This window comes from Escherichia sp. MAL-1, from assembly GCF_052948035.1.
The window spans coordinates 4,750,681-4,767,209 of record NZ_CM129609.1 but is presented as its reverse complement, the minus strand read 5'-3'; the positions used below and the strand labels follow the sequence as shown (position 1 = coordinate 4,767,209).

The 16,529-nt window shown below is 51.0% G+C and carries 15 protein-coding genes and 4 pseudogenes; 15 read left to right on the top strand and 4 right to left on the bottom strand.

All coding sequences use genetic code 11. The annotated features are described in order from the left end of the window. Positions 1-8: 8 nt before the first annotated feature. The 3 genes and pseudogenes from ACU8XX_RS23730 (at position 9) to hemN (ending at position 2,362) form a co-directional block, all read left to right on the top strand. A pseudogene (locus ACU8XX_RS23730) lies at positions 9-175 on the top strand (hypothetical protein). Positions 176-293: 118 nt separating this feature from the next. Next, on the top strand, positions 294-800 hold the full coding sequence (gene yihI / locus ACU8XX_RS23725; RefSeq protein ID WP_001300530.1) for a Der GTPase-activating protein YihI: 507 nt from the start codon (positions 294-296) through the stop codon (positions 798-800). Positions 801-988: 188 nt separating this feature from the next. Then, complete coding sequence (gene hemN / locus ACU8XX_RS23720) at positions 989-2,362, top strand: oxygen-independent coproporphyrinogen III oxidase (protein ID WP_000116090.1); 1,374 nt, start codon at positions 989-991, stop codon at positions 2,360-2,362. A gap of 189 nt (positions 2,363-2,551) precedes the next feature. Here the strand turns inward: hemN and ACU8XX_RS23715 are convergent, their stop codons facing one another. From ACU8XX_RS23715 to glnA, 4 genes are all read right to left on the bottom strand, one after another. After that, positions 2,552-2,662 carry a YshB family small membrane protein gene (locus ACU8XX_RS23715; protein WP_000893994.1) on the bottom strand — a complete coding sequence of 37 codons (111 nt, stop codon included), beginning with the start codon at positions 2,660-2,662 and terminating at the stop codon, positions 2,552-2,554. Positions 2,663-2,773: 111 nt separating this feature from the next. Then, positions 2,774-4,183 carry a nitrogen regulation protein NR(I) gene (gene glnG / locus ACU8XX_RS23710; RefSeq protein ID WP_001188775.1) on the bottom strand — a complete coding sequence of 470 codons (1,410 nt, stop codon included), beginning with the start codon at positions 4,181-4,183 and terminating at the stop codon, positions 2,774-2,776. An 11-nt stretch (positions 4,184-4,194) separates the two neighbouring features. Continuing rightward, positions 4,195-5,244: a nitrogen regulation protein NR(II) gene (gene glnL, locus ACU8XX_RS23705; protein ID WP_000190577.1), complete on the bottom strand. Its 1,050-nt coding sequence runs from the start codon at positions 5,242-5,244 to the stop codon at positions 4,195-4,197. Positions 5,245-5,529: 285 nt separating this feature from the next. Beyond that, positions 5,530-6,939, bottom strand: coding sequence for a glutamate--ammonia ligase (gene glnA / locus ACU8XX_RS23700; RefSeq protein WP_001271717.1), 1,410 nt, complete (start codon positions 6,937-6,939; stop codon positions 5,530-5,532). Positions 6,940-7,311: 372 nt separating this feature from the next. On the opposite strand from glnA, the gene typA reads away from it, so the two are divergent. The 12 genes and pseudogenes from typA (at position 7,312) to ACU8XX_RS23640 (ending at position 16,487) form a co-directional block, all read left to right on the top strand. Beyond that, positions 7,312-9,135, top strand: coding sequence for a ribosome-dependent GTPase TypA (gene typA / locus ACU8XX_RS23695; protein WP_000570668.1), 1,824 nt, complete (start codon positions 7,312-7,314; stop codon positions 9,133-9,135). Between the two features lie 216 nt (positions 9,136-9,351). Next, on the top strand, positions 9,352-10,062 hold the full coding sequence (locus ACU8XX_RS23690) for a GntR family transcriptional regulator (RefSeq protein ID WP_000147429.1): 711 nt from the start codon (positions 9,352-9,354) through the stop codon (positions 10,060-10,062). A 7-nt stretch (positions 10,063-10,069) separates the two neighbouring features. Continuing rightward, positions 10,070-10,189, top strand: a pseudogene (locus ACU8XX_RS23685) (hypothetical protein); the annotation flags it as partial. 56 nt (positions 10,190-10,245) lie between these two features. Next, positions 10,246-10,943 (top strand): IS1-like element IS1A family transposase gene (locus tag ACU8XX_RS23680; protein ID WP_103215986.1). Its coding sequence is split into 2 segments (ribosomal slippage): positions 10,246-10,495 and positions 10,495-10,943, totalling 699 coding nucleotides; the frame shifts between segments, so codons are not numbered across the junction. A gap of 14 nt (positions 10,944-10,957) precedes the next feature. Next, positions 10,958-11,509: pseudogene (locus ACU8XX_RS23675) on the top strand (MFS transporter); the annotation flags it as partial. Then, positions 11,499-12,386: an aldose 1-epimerase gene (locus ACU8XX_RS23670; RefSeq protein ID WP_000846261.1), complete on the top strand. Its 888-nt coding sequence runs from the start codon at positions 11,499-11,501 to the stop codon at positions 12,384-12,386. The pseudogene ACU8XX_RS23675 and the gene ACU8XX_RS23670, both read left to right, overlap by 11 nt. A gap of 140 nt (positions 12,387-12,526) precedes the next feature. Next, positions 12,527-13,126, top strand: coding sequence for a glucose-1-phosphatase (yihX, locus tag ACU8XX_RS23665; protein WP_001295269.1), 600 nt, complete (start codon positions 12,527-12,529; stop codon positions 13,124-13,126). Beyond that, positions 13,120-13,992 carry a virulence factor BrkB family protein gene (locus ACU8XX_RS23660; RefSeq protein ID WP_032170270.1) on the top strand — a complete coding sequence of 291 codons (873 nt, stop codon included), beginning with the start codon at positions 13,120-13,122 and terminating at the stop codon, positions 13,990-13,992. The genes yihX and ACU8XX_RS23660 overlap by 7 nt, the downstream gene beginning before the upstream one ends. Further along, positions 13,989-14,426, top strand: coding sequence for a D-aminoacyl-tRNA deacylase (dtd, locus tag ACU8XX_RS23655; protein WP_000560983.1), 438 nt, complete (start codon positions 13,989-13,991; stop codon positions 14,424-14,426). The genes ACU8XX_RS23660 and dtd overlap by 4 nt, the downstream gene beginning before the upstream one ends. Positions 14,427-14,470: 44 nt before the next feature. Next, on the top strand, positions 14,471-15,412 hold the full coding sequence (gene fabY / locus ACU8XX_RS23650) for a fatty acid biosynthesis protein FabY (RefSeq protein ID WP_001343389.1): 942 nt from the start codon (positions 14,471-14,473) through the stop codon (positions 15,410-15,412). Positions 15,413-15,826: 414 nt separating this feature from the next. Next, positions 15,827-15,892, top strand: a pseudogene (locus ACU8XX_RS23645) (hypothetical protein); the annotation flags it as partial. A gap of 376 nt (positions 15,893-16,268) precedes the next feature. Continuing rightward, positions 16,269-16,487: a ribbon-helix-helix domain-containing protein gene (locus tag ACU8XX_RS23640; protein ID WP_001295676.1), complete on the top strand. Its 219-nt coding sequence runs from the start codon at positions 16,269-16,271 to the stop codon at positions 16,485-16,487. Positions 16,488-16,529 lie beyond the last annotated feature (42 nt).

Genomic DNA, 16,529 nt, shown 5'->3' with positions numbered 1-16,529 from the left:
CAGGAACAATGACTCAGGATGAGGGTCAGGAGCGCCAGGAGGCGAAGACAGAGGATTGTCAGGAAGACAAACGTCCGGAGACGTAATTAAACGGAAATGGAATCAACACGGATTGTTCTGGCTAATGGAAAAACAGGGTGTGTTGGCGGCCTGCAAGGATTGTAAGACCCGTTAAGGGTTATGAGTCAGGAAAAAAGGCGACAGAGTAATCTGTCGCCTTTTTTCTTTGCTTGCTTTCTGTTAGATTCCGCCGCAAATCTATACTGAATAAAACGGCTAAAAGACGAACCATTATGAAACCATCTTCACCATCACGCAGCAAAGGTCATGCAAAAGCGCGTCGCAAAACGCGCGAAGAGCTGAATCAGGAAGCTCGTGACCGCAAGCGTCAGAAAAAACGTCGTGGTCATGCGCCGGGCAGCCGCGCAGCGGGCGGTAACACCACGTCAGGCAGCAAAGGCCAGAACGCACCAAAAGATCCACGTATTGGCAGTAAAACCCCTATTCCATTGGGCGTGACTGAAAAAGTCACCAAACAGCACAAACCGAAGAGTGAGAAACCTATGCTTTCACCGCAGGCGGAGTTGGAATTACTGGAAACGGATGAGCGTCTGGATGCGCTGCTGGAACGTCTGGAAGCAGGCGAAACCCTGAGTGCCGAAGAGCAATCCTGGGTGGATGCTAAACTGGATCGTATTGATGAGTTGATGCAGAAACTCGGCCTCTCTTATGACGATGACGAAGAAGAGGAAGAAGACGAGAAGCAAGAAGACATGATGCGTCTGCTGCGGGGCAACTAACGGATTGCCGCCATGGGCCTTCCCGTTCTGCTGATAACCCTTCCGGTTATATGTTATCTGGTGTGGTTATTCGTTAAACTACAGCGGTTGTCGCGGCGACAAAAGTGGCTGCGCAACCGGCTGATGACCCGAAACGGGCATCCGCCGGTACGCCGTAGCCGCCAGAGACGCCATCGGAAGGAGTGAGCATGTCTGTACAGCAAATCGACTGGGATCTGGCCCTGATCCAGAAATATAACTATTCCGGGCCACGATACACCTCGTACCCGACCGCGCTGGAGTTTTCAGAAGACTTCGGCGAACAGGCGTTTTTACAAGCCGTGGCGCGCTATCCTGAGCGTCCATTATCTCTCTACGTACATATCCCGTTCTGCCATAAACTTTGTTACTTCTGCGGTTGCAATAAGATTGTTACTCGCCAGCAGCACAAGGCCGATCAGTATCTGGACGCGCTGGAGCAAGAAATCGTCCATCGTGCACCGCTGTTCGCCGGGCGTCACGTCAGCCAATTGCACTGGGGCGGCGGAACGCCGACGTATCTGAATAAAGCGCAAATCAGCCGCCTGATGAAGCTGCTGCGCGAAAACTTCCAGTTCAATGCCGATGCGGAGATTTCGATCGAAGTCGATCCGCGGGAAATCGAACTGGATGTACTCGATCATTTACGCGCCGAAGGCTTTAATCGCCTGAGCATGGGCGTGCAGGACTTCAACAAAGAAGTGCAACGTCTGGTTAACCGCGAGCAGGATGAAGAGTTCATCTTTGCACTGCTTAACCATGCGCGTGAGATTGGTTTTACCTCCACCAACATCGACCTGATTTACGGCCTGCCGAAACAGACGCCGGAGAGTTTCGCCTTTACCCTGAAACGTGTGGCGGAGCTGAACCCCGATCGTCTGAGTGTCTTTAACTACGCGCATCTGCCGACCATTTTTGCTGCTCAGCGCAAAATCAAAGATGCTGACCTGCCGAGTCCGCAGCAAAAACTCGATATCCTGCAGGAAACCATCGCCTTCCTGACGCAATCGGGCTATCAGTTTATCGGTATGGATCACTTTGCCCGTCCGGATGACGAGCTGGCGGTGGCCCAGCGTGAAGGCGTGCTGCATCGTAACTTCCAGGGCTACACCACTCAGGGCGATACCGATCTGCTGGGGATGGGCGTTTCCGCCATCAGCATGATTGGCGACTGCTACGCGCAGAACCAGAAAGAGTTGAAGCAGTACTATCAGCAAGTGGATGAACAAGGCAATGCGCTGTGGCGTGGTATTGCGCTAACGCGTGATGACTGTATTCGCCGCGATGTGATTAAGTCGCTCATCTGCAACTTCCGTCTGGATTACGCCCCTATTGAGAAACAGTGGGATTTGCACTTCGCTGATTACTTTGCGGAAGATCTCAAGCTGCTCGCCCCGTTAGCAAAAGATGGGCTGGTGGATGTGGATGAGAAGGGAATACAGGTGACGGCGAAAGGTCGCTTGCTGATCCGCAACATTTGCATGTGCTTTGATACCTATCTGCGCCAGAAAGCGCGGATGCAGCAGTTCTCACGGGTGATTTAAATAGTGAATGGCGCTTCGTTTACAAAGTAGAAAACGAAAGCGCCATCAATGTGCTGAGAACAAGATTGCCTGATGCGCTACGCTTATCAGGCCTACAAAACCTGTTGAAAATATTGCTTTTGTAGGCCGGATAAGGCGTTCACGCCGCATCCGGCATGAACAAAGAGCACTTCATCAGCAATCTGAAACTCAACTAAACAGCCCAATCATTGCGGCACACAGCACGGCAGCAACGGCAGTTTGCGGTGTGTGGCTGTCAACTGCGCCACTCGATACCAGATTAATTATTGATTCCAGCATAATGACTCTCCCCGTTTTCCGGGCAAGATCATACTGAACTTATCGGAACAGTAAAGCGTAAAATACCAGCAATTTGCGCTCAATAATCAATCTTTACACACAAGCTGTGAATCACTCCATCCCCAGCTCTTTTAACTTACGCGTCAGGGTGTTGCGGCCCCAGCCGAGTAGCCGCGCCGCTTCCTGTTTATGCCCCTGCGTATGTCGCAACGCGGTCGTCAGTAACGTCCGCTCCAGCTCTGGCTGCGCTTCGGAAAGCAGATTTTGATGACCGGAACGCAGCGCTCTGTCTGCCCACTGCGCAAGAAGCGTCGCCCAACTGTCCGGTTGCATTTGCGAAGTACTCTCCGCAACCGTTGATTCAAACAGTTCGCCGGGCAAATCCTGAATCAACACTTCCTGCCCGGCGGCCATCACCGTTAGCCAGCGGCAGGTGTTTTCCAGCTGGCGCACGTTGCCTGGCCACGCCAGACGCGTCAGAGCAGCTTCGGTTTCCGGATGCAGTAACTTCGCTTCTACGCCCAGTTCGTGCGCGGCAACCTGTAAAAAATGGCGCGCCAGACGGGGAATATCTTCCCGACGTTCGCGCAGCGGCGGCAGATGAACGCGGATAACGTTCAGGCGGTGGAACAGATCCTCACGGAACTTACCTTCCTGCACTCGCTGTTCGAGATTCTGGTGAGTGGCAGCGATAATCCGCACATCCACTTTCACCGGCGCATAGCCGCCAACGCGGTAAAACTGACCGTCTGCCAGCACGCGCAGCAAACGCGTCTGCACATCCAGCGGCATATCACCAATTTCGTCGAGGAATAATGTACCGCCATCGGCCTGTTCAAAACGCCCCTGACGAATGGTATTCGCGCCAGTAAACGCGCCTTTCTCGTGGCCAAACAGTTCTGATTCGATCAAATCTTTTGGGATAGCTGCCATATTCAGCGCGATAAACGGCGCTTTGGCGCGCGGACTGTGGCGATGCAGGGCATGAGCGACCAGTTCTTTACCGGTGCCGGATTCGCCGTTAATCAGCACGCTAATAGAAGAACGCGAAAGCCGACCGATAATACGGAACACGTCCTGCATGGCTGGCGCTTCGCCGATGATATCGGTCGTTGGGCCGTTAAGCTGAATATTACGCGGCTGCTGCTGTTCCTGGTAATGACTGATAGCGCGCTCAACCAGCGCCACTGCTTCGTCGATATCAAACGGTTTGGGCAGATAATCAAACGCCCCTTGTTGATAGGCGCTGACGGCAGCATCCAGATCGGAATGTGCGGTCATAATGATGACCGGAAGCATTGGATGGCGCTGTTTAATCTGCTTGAGCAGCGCCAGCCCGTCCATTCCCGGCATACGGATATCTGAAAGCAGCACATCCGGCGTTTTGCTCGCCAGCGCCTCCAGTACTTCCGCGCCGTTCTCAAATGTCGTACAGGTTAAACCCGCTCCAGCGAGCGCACGTTCAAGCACCCAACGGATGGAACTATCGTCATCGACTACCCAGACTATCCCTCGTTGCATAAACGTCACCTTTATTTCCTGATAGGCAGGTAAACCGAGAACTCGGTATGCCCTGGCCAACTGGTAAATTCAATTTTGCCTGAATGCTGATCAATCAAATTACGAGCGATGGATAAGCCAAGCCCGGTGCCACCTTCGCGGCCGCTGACCATCGGGTAAAACAGCGTATCCTGCAAATGAGGCGGAATGCCCGGCCCGTTATCTTCCACATCAATCCGCGCCGCCAGCCGGTAGCGCTCGCCGTGTAAGGTCAGTTGAAACGCGGTGCGGGTACGCAGAATGATTTCACCGCCTTCCGGCCCCAGCGCCTGTAGCGCATTGCGCACAATATTCAGCAAGACCTGTTCAATTTGATCCGGGTCGTGCGCCAGTTCCGGCAGGCTGGGATCGTAATCACGAATCAACCGCACGTTGTCCGGCAGTTCCATCGACACCAGCGTTACCACGCGTTCAGCCACTTTGTGAATACTTTCGGTAACGCGCGTACCGGGCAGCTGCGGCCCCAACAGACGGTCGACCAGATTTCGCAGCCGGTCCGCCTGTTCGATAATCACTTTGGTATATTCGAGTAGTGATGGGTCAGGTAACGCTTTGCTGAGCAGCTGCGCCGCGCCACGTAAACCGCCAAGCGGATTTTTAATCTCATGTGCCAGGCCGCGCACTAAATCACGGGCAGCAACCTGCTGGGCGTGCTGTAGCTGTTCCTGACTTAAGCGGCGCTGGTTATCCATCGGAGCCATCTCCAGCAGGATCATGCCGTCCGGCATACGCTGGGCCGTCACAGAAAGGATATGCGAGCGCCCGTCGATGACCAGCGTCACTTCGTTATCGGTAAAACCTTGCCCCGCCTCCAGACTTTCTTGCATCAGCTCGATATTTAATGAGAAGTAGCTCAACAGTTCCGGTAACGGTGTACCAAACAATTTGCGGGAGCTTTGGGCGAGCAGTTGTTGCGCGGCGGGGTTGGCGTAATGGATCGCCAGGTTGTCATCGATTAACAAAATACTGTTAATCAGCGAGTTGAGGATCTGCCCAGCATCGGGCTGCGTGCCTGTTGCCATAAAGCAGTCTCCTGAACAGGTTGCACCATTTTAGTGCATTATAGCTTTTTACGGATAAAAAGCGCGAAGCATCAGAGAATTGACGGAGAAAAAAGCCCATGCAGAGATGGGCTACAGATAGCTGACAAACTTCACGTTGGAGAGCGACTCACCTGCTCCGGCCTACCACATCATCACCGTGTAGGCCGGATAAGACGCATTTGCGTCGCATCCGGCGTGATGTGCTTGCCACCGATCCCAGGCCTGCCAGAGACAGGCGAAAAGTTTCCACGGCAACTAAAACACTTAGACGCTGTAGTACAGCTCAAACTCTACCGGATGCGGAGTCATACGCACGCGGTCATCTTCTTCGCGACGCAGTGCGATGTACGCATCAATTGCTTCGTCAGTGAACACGCCACCGGCTTTCAGGAACTCGCGGTCCAGATCCAGTTCGTTCAGTGCTTCTTCCAGAGAGCCTGCAACCTGTGGGATCTCTTTCGCTTCTTCTGGCGGCAGGTCATACAGGTTTTTGTCCATGGCTTCGCCCGGATGGATCTTGTTCTTGATACCATCAAGACCGGCCATCAGCAGGGCAGCAAAGCACAGGTACGGGTTAGCTGCCGGATCCGGGAAACGTACTTCGATACGACGTGCTTTCGGAGAAGAAACCACCGGAATACGGATAGACGCAGAACGGTTACGCGCAGAGTAAGCCAGCATTACCGGTGCTTCATAGCCCGGGACCAGACGCTTATAAGAGTTGGTGGTCGGGTTTGCCAGGGCGTTAATCGCTTTAGCGTGTTTGATTACGCCGCCAATGTAGTACAGCGCCTGCTCAGACAGACCTGCGTATTTGTCGCCTGCGAACAGGTTAACGCCGTTTTTAGACAGAGACATGTGGCAGTGCATACCGGAGCCGTTATCACCGAACATCGGTTTTGGCATAAAGGTCGCGGTTTTACCGAAGCGGTGCGCTACGTTGTGCACAACATATTTGTAGATCTGAATTTCGTCAGCTTTTTTGGTCATGGTATTGAAGCGGGTAGCCACTTCGTTCTGACCAGCAGTCGCTACTTCGTGGTGATGGGCTTCAACCACCAGGCCCATCTGTTCCATCACCAGACACATTTCAGAACGAATATCCTGAGCAGAGTCTACCGGCGGAACCGGGAAGTAACCGCCTTTCACTGCCGGACGGTGACCTTTGTTACCACCTTCATATTGGGTGGAGGAGTTCCATGCGCCTTCGATATCGTCGATAGCAACGTGAGAACCGGAGATAGATGATCCGAAACGGATGTCATCGAACAGGAAGAATTCAGGTTCTGGCCCGAACAGTACGGTGTCGGCAATGCCAGTGGAACGCAGGTAATCTTCGGCGCGCTTCGCAATGGAGCGCGGGTCACGGTCATAGCCTTGCAGGGTGCCAGGTTCAAGGATGTCGCAACGGATAATCAGGGTGGAGTCGGCGAAGAACGGGTCAATCACTGCGGTGGATGCGTCTGGCATCAGCACCATGTCGGACTCGTTAATGCCTTTCCAGCCGCCAATCGAGGAGCCGTCAAACATTTTGCCTTCTTCGAAGAATTCAGCATTCACCTGATGAGCAGGGATAGTGACGTGCTGTTCTTTACCTTTAGTATCGGTGAAGCGCAAATCAACAAACTTCACTTCGTGCTCGTTCAGCATCGTCAGTACGTGTTCAGCGGACATACTTTAACTCTCCTGGATTGGTCATGGTCGTCGTGGTAACGAAATCTGCAATTATTTTGGCCGTGTCGCCGTAAAAAAGATAAAGCGAAATCTGTGCCAACTTTTAAATTGCCCCTAAAAGGCGTTATCATGCGCACCATCGTGCAAAAGGGCTGCACCACGATGTGAATGTTGCACCAATATAGTGCTTCAATGGAAACATTAAGCACCATGTTGGTGCAATGACCTTTGGATAACCCTTTTTATGCTCCGTGAAAGCGATCACAAAGGGACTCTGCAATACTTGTTTGCGGAGGATGTTTGTGATCCTGTTTTGTAGTGCGATTAATCCGTGTACAATAACGCGCTATTTCTAATGCCTGAGGCAAAGTTGTGATCGAAAAATTGCGTAATATCGCCATCATCGCGCACGTAGACCATGGTAAAACCACCCTGGTAGACAAGCTGCTCCAACAATCCGGTACGTTCGACTCTCGTGCCGAAACCCAAGAGCGCGTGATGGACTCCAACGATTTGGAGAAAGAGCGTGGGATTACCATCCTCGCGAAAAACACCGCTATCAAATGGAATGATTACCGTATCAACATCGTTGATACCCCGGGGCACGCCGACTTCGGTGGTGAAGTTGAACGTGTAATGTCCATGGTAGACTCAGTGCTGCTGGTGGTTGACGCATTTGACGGCCCGATGCCGCAAACGCGCTTCGTAACCAAAAAAGCGTTTGCTTACGGCCTGAAGCCGATTGTTGTTATCAACAAAGTTGACCGCCCTGGCGCGCGTCCTGATTGGGTTGTGGATCAGGTATTCGATCTGTTCGTTAACCTCGACGCGACCGACGAGCAGCTGGACTTCCCGATCGTTTACGCTTCTGCGCTGAACGGTATCGCGGGTCTGGACCACGAAGATATGGCGGAAGACATGACCCCGCTGTATCAGGCGATTGTTGATCACGTTCCTGCGCCGGACGTTGACCTTGACGGTCCGTTCCAGATGCAGATTTCTCAGCTCGATTACAACAGCTATGTTGGCGTTATCGGCATTGGCCGCATCAAGCGCGGTAAAGTGAAGCCGAACCAGCAGGTCACTATCATCGATAGCGAAGGCAAAACCCGCAACGCGAAAGTCGGTAAAGTGCTGGGCCACCTCGGTCTGGAACGTATCGAAACCGATCTGGCGGAAGCTGGCGATATCGTTGCGATCACGGGCCTTGGCGAACTGAACATTTCTGACACCGTTTGCGACACGCAAAACGTTGAAGCGCTGCCGGCACTCTCCGTTGATGAGCCGACCGTTTCTATGTTCTTCTGCGTTAACACCTCGCCGTTCTGCGGTAAAGAAGGTAAGTTCGTAACGTCTCGTCAGATCCTGGATCGTCTGAACAAAGAACTGGTACACAACGTTGCGCTGCGCGTAGAAGAAACCGAAGACGCCGATGCGTTCCGCGTTTCTGGTCGTGGCGAACTGCACCTGTCTGTTCTGATCGAAAACATGCGTCGTGAAGGTTTCGAACTGGCGGTATCCCGTCCGAAAGTTATCTTCCGTGAAATCGACGGTCGTAAACAAGAGCCGTATGAAAACGTGACTCTGGACGTTGAAGAACAGCATCAGGGTTCTGTAATGCAGGCGCTGGGCGAACGTAAAGGCGACCTGAAAAACATGAATCCAGACGGTAAAGGCCGCGTACGTCTCGACTACGTGATCCCAAGCCGTGGTCTGATTGGCTTCCGTTCTGAGTTCATGACCATGACTTCCGGTACTGGTCTGCTGTACTCCACCTTCAGCCACTACGACGACGTACGTCCGGGTGAAGTGGGTCAGCGTCAGAACGGCGTACTGATCTCTAACGGTCAGGGTAAAGCGGTCGCGTTCGCGCTGTTCGGTCTGCAGGATCGCGGTAAGCTGTTCCTCGGTCACGGTGCAGAAGTTTACGAAGGTCAGATTATCGGTATTCATAGCCGCTCTAACGACCTGACTGTAAACTGCCTGACCGGTAAGAAACTGACCAACATGCGTGCTTCCGGTACTGACGAAGCCGTTGTTCTGGTTCCGCCTATCCGCATGACTCTGGAACAAGCTCTGGAGTTCATCGATGATGACGAACTGGTAGAAGTGACCCCGACCTCTATCCGTATTCGTAAACGTCACCTGACGGAAAACGATCGTCGTCGCGCCAACCGCGCACCGAAAGACGATTAATTTCGTTTTTTAGTCATAAAAAACCTGCCAGCGATGGCAGGTTTTTTTTTGCCTGTCGTGAGCACTCAGCAATGCGAGTATCTCCCTTATAAGTCTGTGGTTACGTCAATAGAGAGCTTTGTCACAATTATCTGCAAAGTCATACGCCGTTAATTGCTTTCTTTTTTGGCGTAAGCGTAAGATGCCTCATCTGGTTTAAACCAAAAGGATTAAACAATGACGGGAAATCAATCCACCGTAGAAAATGCAAAAGAGAAACTGGATCGGTGGTTAAAAGATGGCATCACTACGCCGGGTGGAAAACTCCCTTCAGAAAGAGAGCTGGGAGAGCTGCTGGGCATTAAACGTATGACGCTGCGCCAGGCGTTGCTGAACCTCGAGGCAGAATCCAAAATCTTCCGTAAGGATCGTAAAGGGTGGTTCGTGACTCAGCCGCGATTTAATTACAGCCCGGAGCTGTCGGCGAGCTTTCAGCGGGCCGCAATTGAGCAAGGGCGGGAACCTTCCTGGGGGTTTACCGAGAAAAGCCGTACCAGCGATATTCCCGAGACGCTCGCGCCACTGATTGCAGTGACGCCATCAACTGAACTCTATCGCATCACCGGCTGGGGGGCGTTGGAAGGACATAAAGTTTTCTATCACGAAACATATATTAATCCTGAAGTTGCTCCGGGTTTTATTGAACAACTTGAAAACCACTCATTTTCTGCAGTCTGGGAAAAGTGCTACCAAAAAGAGACGGTAGTAAAAAAATTGATTTTCAAACCCGTCAGAATGCCGGGCGATATCAGCAAGTATCTTGGCGGTTCTGCGGGTATGCCAGCGATCTTAATTGAAAAGCATCGCGCCGACCAGCAAGGCAATATTGTCCAGATAGATATTGAATATTGGCGATTTGAGGCCGTAGACCTCATCATTAATCTGTAGGTGTTTTATGGTGACAATAAATAACGCAAGAAAGATTCTACAACGTGTCGATACTCTTCCTCTTTATTTACATGCCTATGCCTTTCATTTAAATATGCGGCTGGAAAGAGTATTGCCTGCTGATTTACGGTGATGCTGCCAACTTACTGATTTAGTGTATGATGGTGTTTTTGAGGTGCTCCAGTGGCTTCTGTTTCTATCAGCTGTCCCTCCTGTTCAGCTACTGACGGGGTGGTGCGTAACGGCAAAAGCACCGCCGGACATCAGCGCTATCTCTGCTCTCACTGCCGTAAAACATGGCAACTGCAGTTCACTTACACCGCTTCTCAACCCGGTACGCACCAGAAAATCATTGATATGGCCATGAATGGCGTTGGATGCCGGGCAACAGCCCGCATTATGGGCGTTGGCCTCAACACGATTTTACGTCACTTAAAAAACTCAGGCCGCAGTCGGTAACCTCGCGCATACAGCCGGGCAGTGACGTCATCGTCTGCGCGGAAATGGACGAACAGTGGGGCTATGTCGGGGCTAAATCGCGCCAGCGCTGGCTGTTTTACGCGTATGACAGGCTCCGGAAGACGGTTGTTGCGCACGTATTCGGTGAACGCACTATGGCGACGCTGGGGCGTCTTATGAGCCTGCTGTCACCCTTTGACGTGGTGATATGGATGACGGATGGCTGGCCGCTGTATGAATCCCGCCTGAAGGGAAAGCTGCACGTAATCAGCAAGCGATATACGCAGCGAATTGAGCGGCATAACCTGAATCTGAGGCAGCACCTGGCACGGCTGGGACGGAAGTCGCTGTCGTTCTCAAAATCGGTGGAGCTGCATGACAAAGTCATCGGGCATTATCTGAACATAAAACACTATCAATAAGTTGGAGTCATTACCACGCCTTTGGTATTGTCTATATTTCCAGCCAATTAGCATTGTCGCGAGATATTCCCCTGACGGGTATGTTGATTGCCTCGGCGATCGGTATTTTCAGTTGTCCATTGGTTGGATGGTTATCAGATCGTATAGGTCAAAAAAGTCTGTATTTGTCGGGAGCAGGATTTTGTGTCCTGTTCGCGTTTCCTTTCTTCTTATTACTGGATAGCAAAAGTACGCTCATCATCTGGTGCAGTATGATCCTCGGCTACAACTTAGGTCCGACGATGATGTTTGCCGTGCAGCCAACACTTTTCACCCGCATGTTCGGTACCAAAGTACGATATACCGGCCTTTCTTTTGCTTATCAATTTTCCGCGATTCTTGGCGGACTAAGCCCCCTTATCGCCTCAAGTTTGCTGGCGCTAGGGGGAGGAAAACCGTGGTATGTCGCTCTGTTTTTATTTGCTGTCTCAGTTCTTTCCTTTGTTTGCGTCTGGCTGATTGAGCCGACCGATGAACAAGAAACCGCTTCTTACCGCTACATCAGGGAACAATCTCATGAAAACTGAACGAAAAAACGAGCATTACCTGGCGCTACAACAGGCGTTTGACGCGCCATGGCCTGGGCCTGTAGGAGAGTTAGTGACGCTGGAAAAAGGCAATATTCACCTGCAGATTTATCCGCATGATGGTGCCAGGATAACCTCGTTAAAGGCATTTGGTTCTGAAGTATTACGCCAATGGCAGCCGCAGCGCAGAGCTTTTCAGTATGGCTGTTTCCCAATGGTGCCGTGGGCAGGGCGACTGGGGAATGCGACGCTGAATGCTGGTGGGCAATGTTATTCTTTACCCGCCAATAAACCACCACATGCGTTGCATGGTATGGCTTGTTACTCAACGTGGGAAATCATCGACAAAACAGCAGATTCCCTGACTTTACGTATGCCCCTGGCTTCACCGTGGCCCTGGCAAGGGGAAGTGATTCAGACTTTTTTGCTGGAGAACGATGCGCTGGTTTTGCAACTGGAAGTCCATTCATATGCCGATACATTCCCGGCCTCCGCAGGCTGGCATCCGTGGTTTGCGAAAAAGCTGACTCCGCAAAATACAGAATCGTTGCAGGTGCTTTTTGATGCGGACTGGCAAGAAGAAGCGGGTAGTGATGAACTGCCAACTGGAAATCGTATCTCTCCTCAAGCCGGTCCCTGGGATGACTGTTTTGGTTTTTATGACGGGGTGAAGGTTAAGTTACTGTGGCCTGGTAAACTCGCGATGACCATGATCTCTTCTGCAAACAGTCTGGTGGTATTTGATAAACAGCCCGATGCCACCTGTATTAACCCGCTGACTCAGGCACCTAACGCAATAAATCTAACGCCGGAATTGGTGACACCAGATAGGCCGCTGGTCATCGAAACTCGTTGGCAATTTACACCTGAATCTTAACCATTCATCTATTGCGAAAAAGCCAGTGAAATTACTCTGCTTTTTCGCAATCAGCATCACAAGATTACCCTTATTGCCACATAGCCAAACCCATCCTTTCCCGCTACAGTTAATTTCTTGTGGCGCGAAAGGAGGCAAAAATGCTCTATATCTTTGATTTAGGTAATGTGATTGTCGATATCGACTTTAACCGTGTGCTGGGAGCCTGGAGCGATTTAACGCGTATTCCGCTGGCATCGCTTAAGAAGAGTTTTCATATGGGGGAGGCGTTTCATCAGCATGAGCGTGGGGAAATTAGCGACGAAGCGTTCGCAGAGGCGCTGTGTCATGAGATGGCTCTACCGCTAAGCTACGAGCAGTTCTCTCACGGCTGGCAGGCGGTGTTTGTTGCGCTGCGCCCGGAAGTGATCGCCATCATGCATAAACTGCGTGAGCAGGGGCATCGCGTGGTGGTGCTTTCCAATACCAACCGCCTGCATACCACCTTCTGGCCGGAAGAATACCCGGAAATTCGTGATGCTGCTGACCATATCTATCTGTCGCAAGATCTGGGGATGCGCAAACCTGAAGCTCGAATTTACCAGCATGTTTTGCAGGCGGAAGGTTTTTCACCCAGCGATACGGTCTTTTTCGACGATAACGCCGATAATATAGAAGGAGCTAATCAGCTAGGCATTACCAGTATTCTGGTGAAAGATAAAACCACCATCCCGGACTATTTCGCGAAGGTGTTATGCTAAAAACCATTCAGGACAAAGCCAGGCACCGTACCCGTCCACTATGGGCCTGGCTAAAACTACTCTGGCAACGTATTGATGAGGACAACATGACAACCCTGGCAGGTAACCTTGCCTATGTGTCGTTGCTCTCATTAGTGCCGCTGGTTGCCGTTGTTTTTACGCTTTTCGCCGCTTTTCCCATGTTTTCCGACGTCAGCATTCAGTTGCGTCACTTTATTTTTGCCAACTTTCTGCCTGCTACTGGCGATGTTATTCAGCGGTATATCGAACAATTTGTTGCCAATTCCAACAAGATGACCGCCGTTGGCGCGTGCGGGCTGATCGTCACCGCGTTATTGTTGATGTACTCCATCGATAGCGCGTTGAATACCATCTGGCGCAGTAAACGAGCGCGACCAAAAATTTACTCGTTTGCCGTGTACTGGATGATTTTAACGCTGGGGCCGCTGCTGGCAGGGGCTAGTCTGGCGATCAGTTCCTATTTGCTCTCCCTGCGCTGGGCGAGCGATCTCAATACTGTCATCGACAACGTGCTGCGTATTTTTCCGCTGCTGTTGTCGTGGATCTCCTTCTGGTTGCTGTACAGCATTGTTCCTACCATCCGCGTACCTAACCGCGACGCGATTGTCGGCGCGTTTGTTGCTGCACTCCTGTTCGAAGCAGGAAAGAAAGGTTTCGCGCTTTATATCACCATGTTCCCGTCATATCAGCTCATTTACGGTGTGCTGGCGGTGATCCCCATTCTCTTTGTCTGGGTCTACTGGACATGGTGTATCGTCTTGCTTGGCGCGGAAATTACTGTCACTCTCGGGGAATACCGCAAACTAAAACAAGCTGCTGAACAAGAAGAAGACGACGAACCATGATTGCATTAATTCAACGCGTAACCCGTGCCAGCGTCACCGTGGAGGGAGAAGTGACGGGCGAAATTGGCGCGGGACTTTTGGTGTTATTGGGTGTCGAAAAGGATGACGACGAACAGAAAGCAAACCGTCTGTGCGAGCGTGTGCTCGGCTACCGCATCTTTAGCGATGCCGAAGGCAAGATGAATCTCAACGTGCAACAGGCGGGCGGCAGTGTGCTGGTGGTTTCCCAGTTTACCCTCGCCGCAGATACCGAACGGGGGATGCGCCCAAGTTTCTCCAAAGGTGCATCACCGGATCGCGCAGAGGCGTTATATGACTATTTCGTCGAACGCTGCCGTCAACAAGAGATGAACACGCAAACAGGACGCTTCGCTGCGGATATGCAGGTATCGCTGGTCAATGATGGCCCCGTGACATTCTGGTTGCAGGTATGAGCCAGCTTCCAGGGTTGTCACGGGAAACAAGAGAGAGTATCGCTATGTATCACCTTCGGGTTCCACAAACAGAAGAAGAATTAGAGCGTTACTATCAGTTTCGCTGGGAAATGTTGCGTAAGCCCCTGCATCAACCAAAAGGTTCGGAACGCGACGCGTGGGATGCGATGGCGCATCATCAGATGGTCGTCGATGAGCAGGGTAATCTGGTGGCGGTAGGCCGACTGTATATTAATGCCGACAATGAAGCGTCCATTCGCTTTATGGCCGTTCACCCGGACGTGCAGGACAAAGGGTTAGGCACGCTGATGGCTATGACCCTGGAGTCGGTGGCGCGTCAGGAAGGCGTTAAGCGCGTGACCTGTAGCGCCCGTGAAGACGCGGTGGAGTTTTTCGCCAAGCTGGGATTCATTAATCAGGGGGAGATCACCACCCCAACCACCACGCCGATTCGCCATTTTTTGATGATTAAGCCCGTTGCCACTCTGGATGATATTTTGCATCGCGGCGACTGGTGCGCGCAGCTGCAACAGGCGTGGTACGAGCATATCCCGCTTAGTGAAAAAATGGGCGTGCGCATTCAGCAATATACCGGGCAAAAATTTATCACCACCATGCCAGAAACCGGCAATCAGAATCCGCACCATACGCTGTTTGCCGGGAGTTTATTCTCACTGGCGACGCTCACCGGTTGGGGGCTTATCTGGCTGATGCTGCGTGAACGCCACCTCGGCGGAACGATTATTCTGGCGGATGCGCATATCCGCTACAGCAAACCGATTAGCGGTAAACCCCATGCGGTAGCCGACCTTGGTGCCTTAAGCGGCGATCTCGACCGTCTGGCGCGCGGACGAAAAGCACGGGTGCAGATGCAGGTCGAAATCTTTGGCGACGAGACGCCGGGTGCAGTGTTTGAAGGCACGTATATCGTTCTGCCCGCGAAGCCATTTGGCCCGTATGAAGAGGGCGGGAACGAAGAAGAGTAGCTGATGGAGAGGGGCGGTGCTGCCTCTCTTACTCATTCCGGTCATTTACATCAGCCCCTGACTATTCCGGTTATATTGAATAAGAACTCTATAAATTTTTATTCTTCGTTGGCTCCATACGTGTCTTGCTACATCACTGTTCAGGAGCATTTAAATATTATTTGTAGAGCTGAGTGGCAATTATCGCAGATAATGCTTAACTCATCATCTTAGTTCAGGTTTGAGCGATTTTTGATAGTCAAAACCCCCTCTGGTGCCATACTTTTCTCATAAATATTTTTAAAATCTATAGCTAACAAATATTATGCAAAGATAATGGACTAGCATCATTGTCAGTATCATTCATTTACTGCTCTGTATGTTATGAATAATTATGTTGTATGTTTGCTCTTAAACCGTGGGAAGGAGGCTATAATGGTTGCCAATATTAATCTCATTAAATAAGAAAGTTATTCTGTTGTTAATTTAGAAAAACAACTTTCCCGAACTGTTACCAACAAAATTATAACGATGAGCAAGTAAAGACCGGTTGGTGGCAGTACTGACCGGTCTGTGATGAAAGATTAATTTCACCTTAAATCCTGGTGCTGTTAGGATGCTGACGTTTTTCGGCTACACCATTCAGATTATGCAAATAAATATCTCTGAATATAATATATTCATAGCACCCATAATTCATCCTGGGCGATAACTAAACCATTTTTGAGTAATAAATGAAACAACTGCAACACTCTTATTATTTCTGGAAAACGCCTCGCAAAAACAAAACAACATGCAAAAATCCGCTTTTTTTAAATGATTTTCCGGCGTAATTTTCGCACATACATTAATGAGTAATATAGGTAAGGTGGTGGTAATGGCGATGAATACGGTTTTTCTTCATTTATCAGAAGAGGCAATTAAACGGCTGAACAAGCTTCGGGGCTGGCGTAAGGTTTCACGATCTGCAATTTTACGCGAAGCGGTAGAGCAATATCTGGAACGTCAGCAATTCCCGGTGCGTAAAGCAAAGGGAGGCAGGCAAAAGGGGGAGGTAGTTGGTGTTGATGATCAGTGTAAGGAGCATAAGGAATGACAAAAATTTTTCATTCTTGAATATAAAAAACAGATGCCCTTA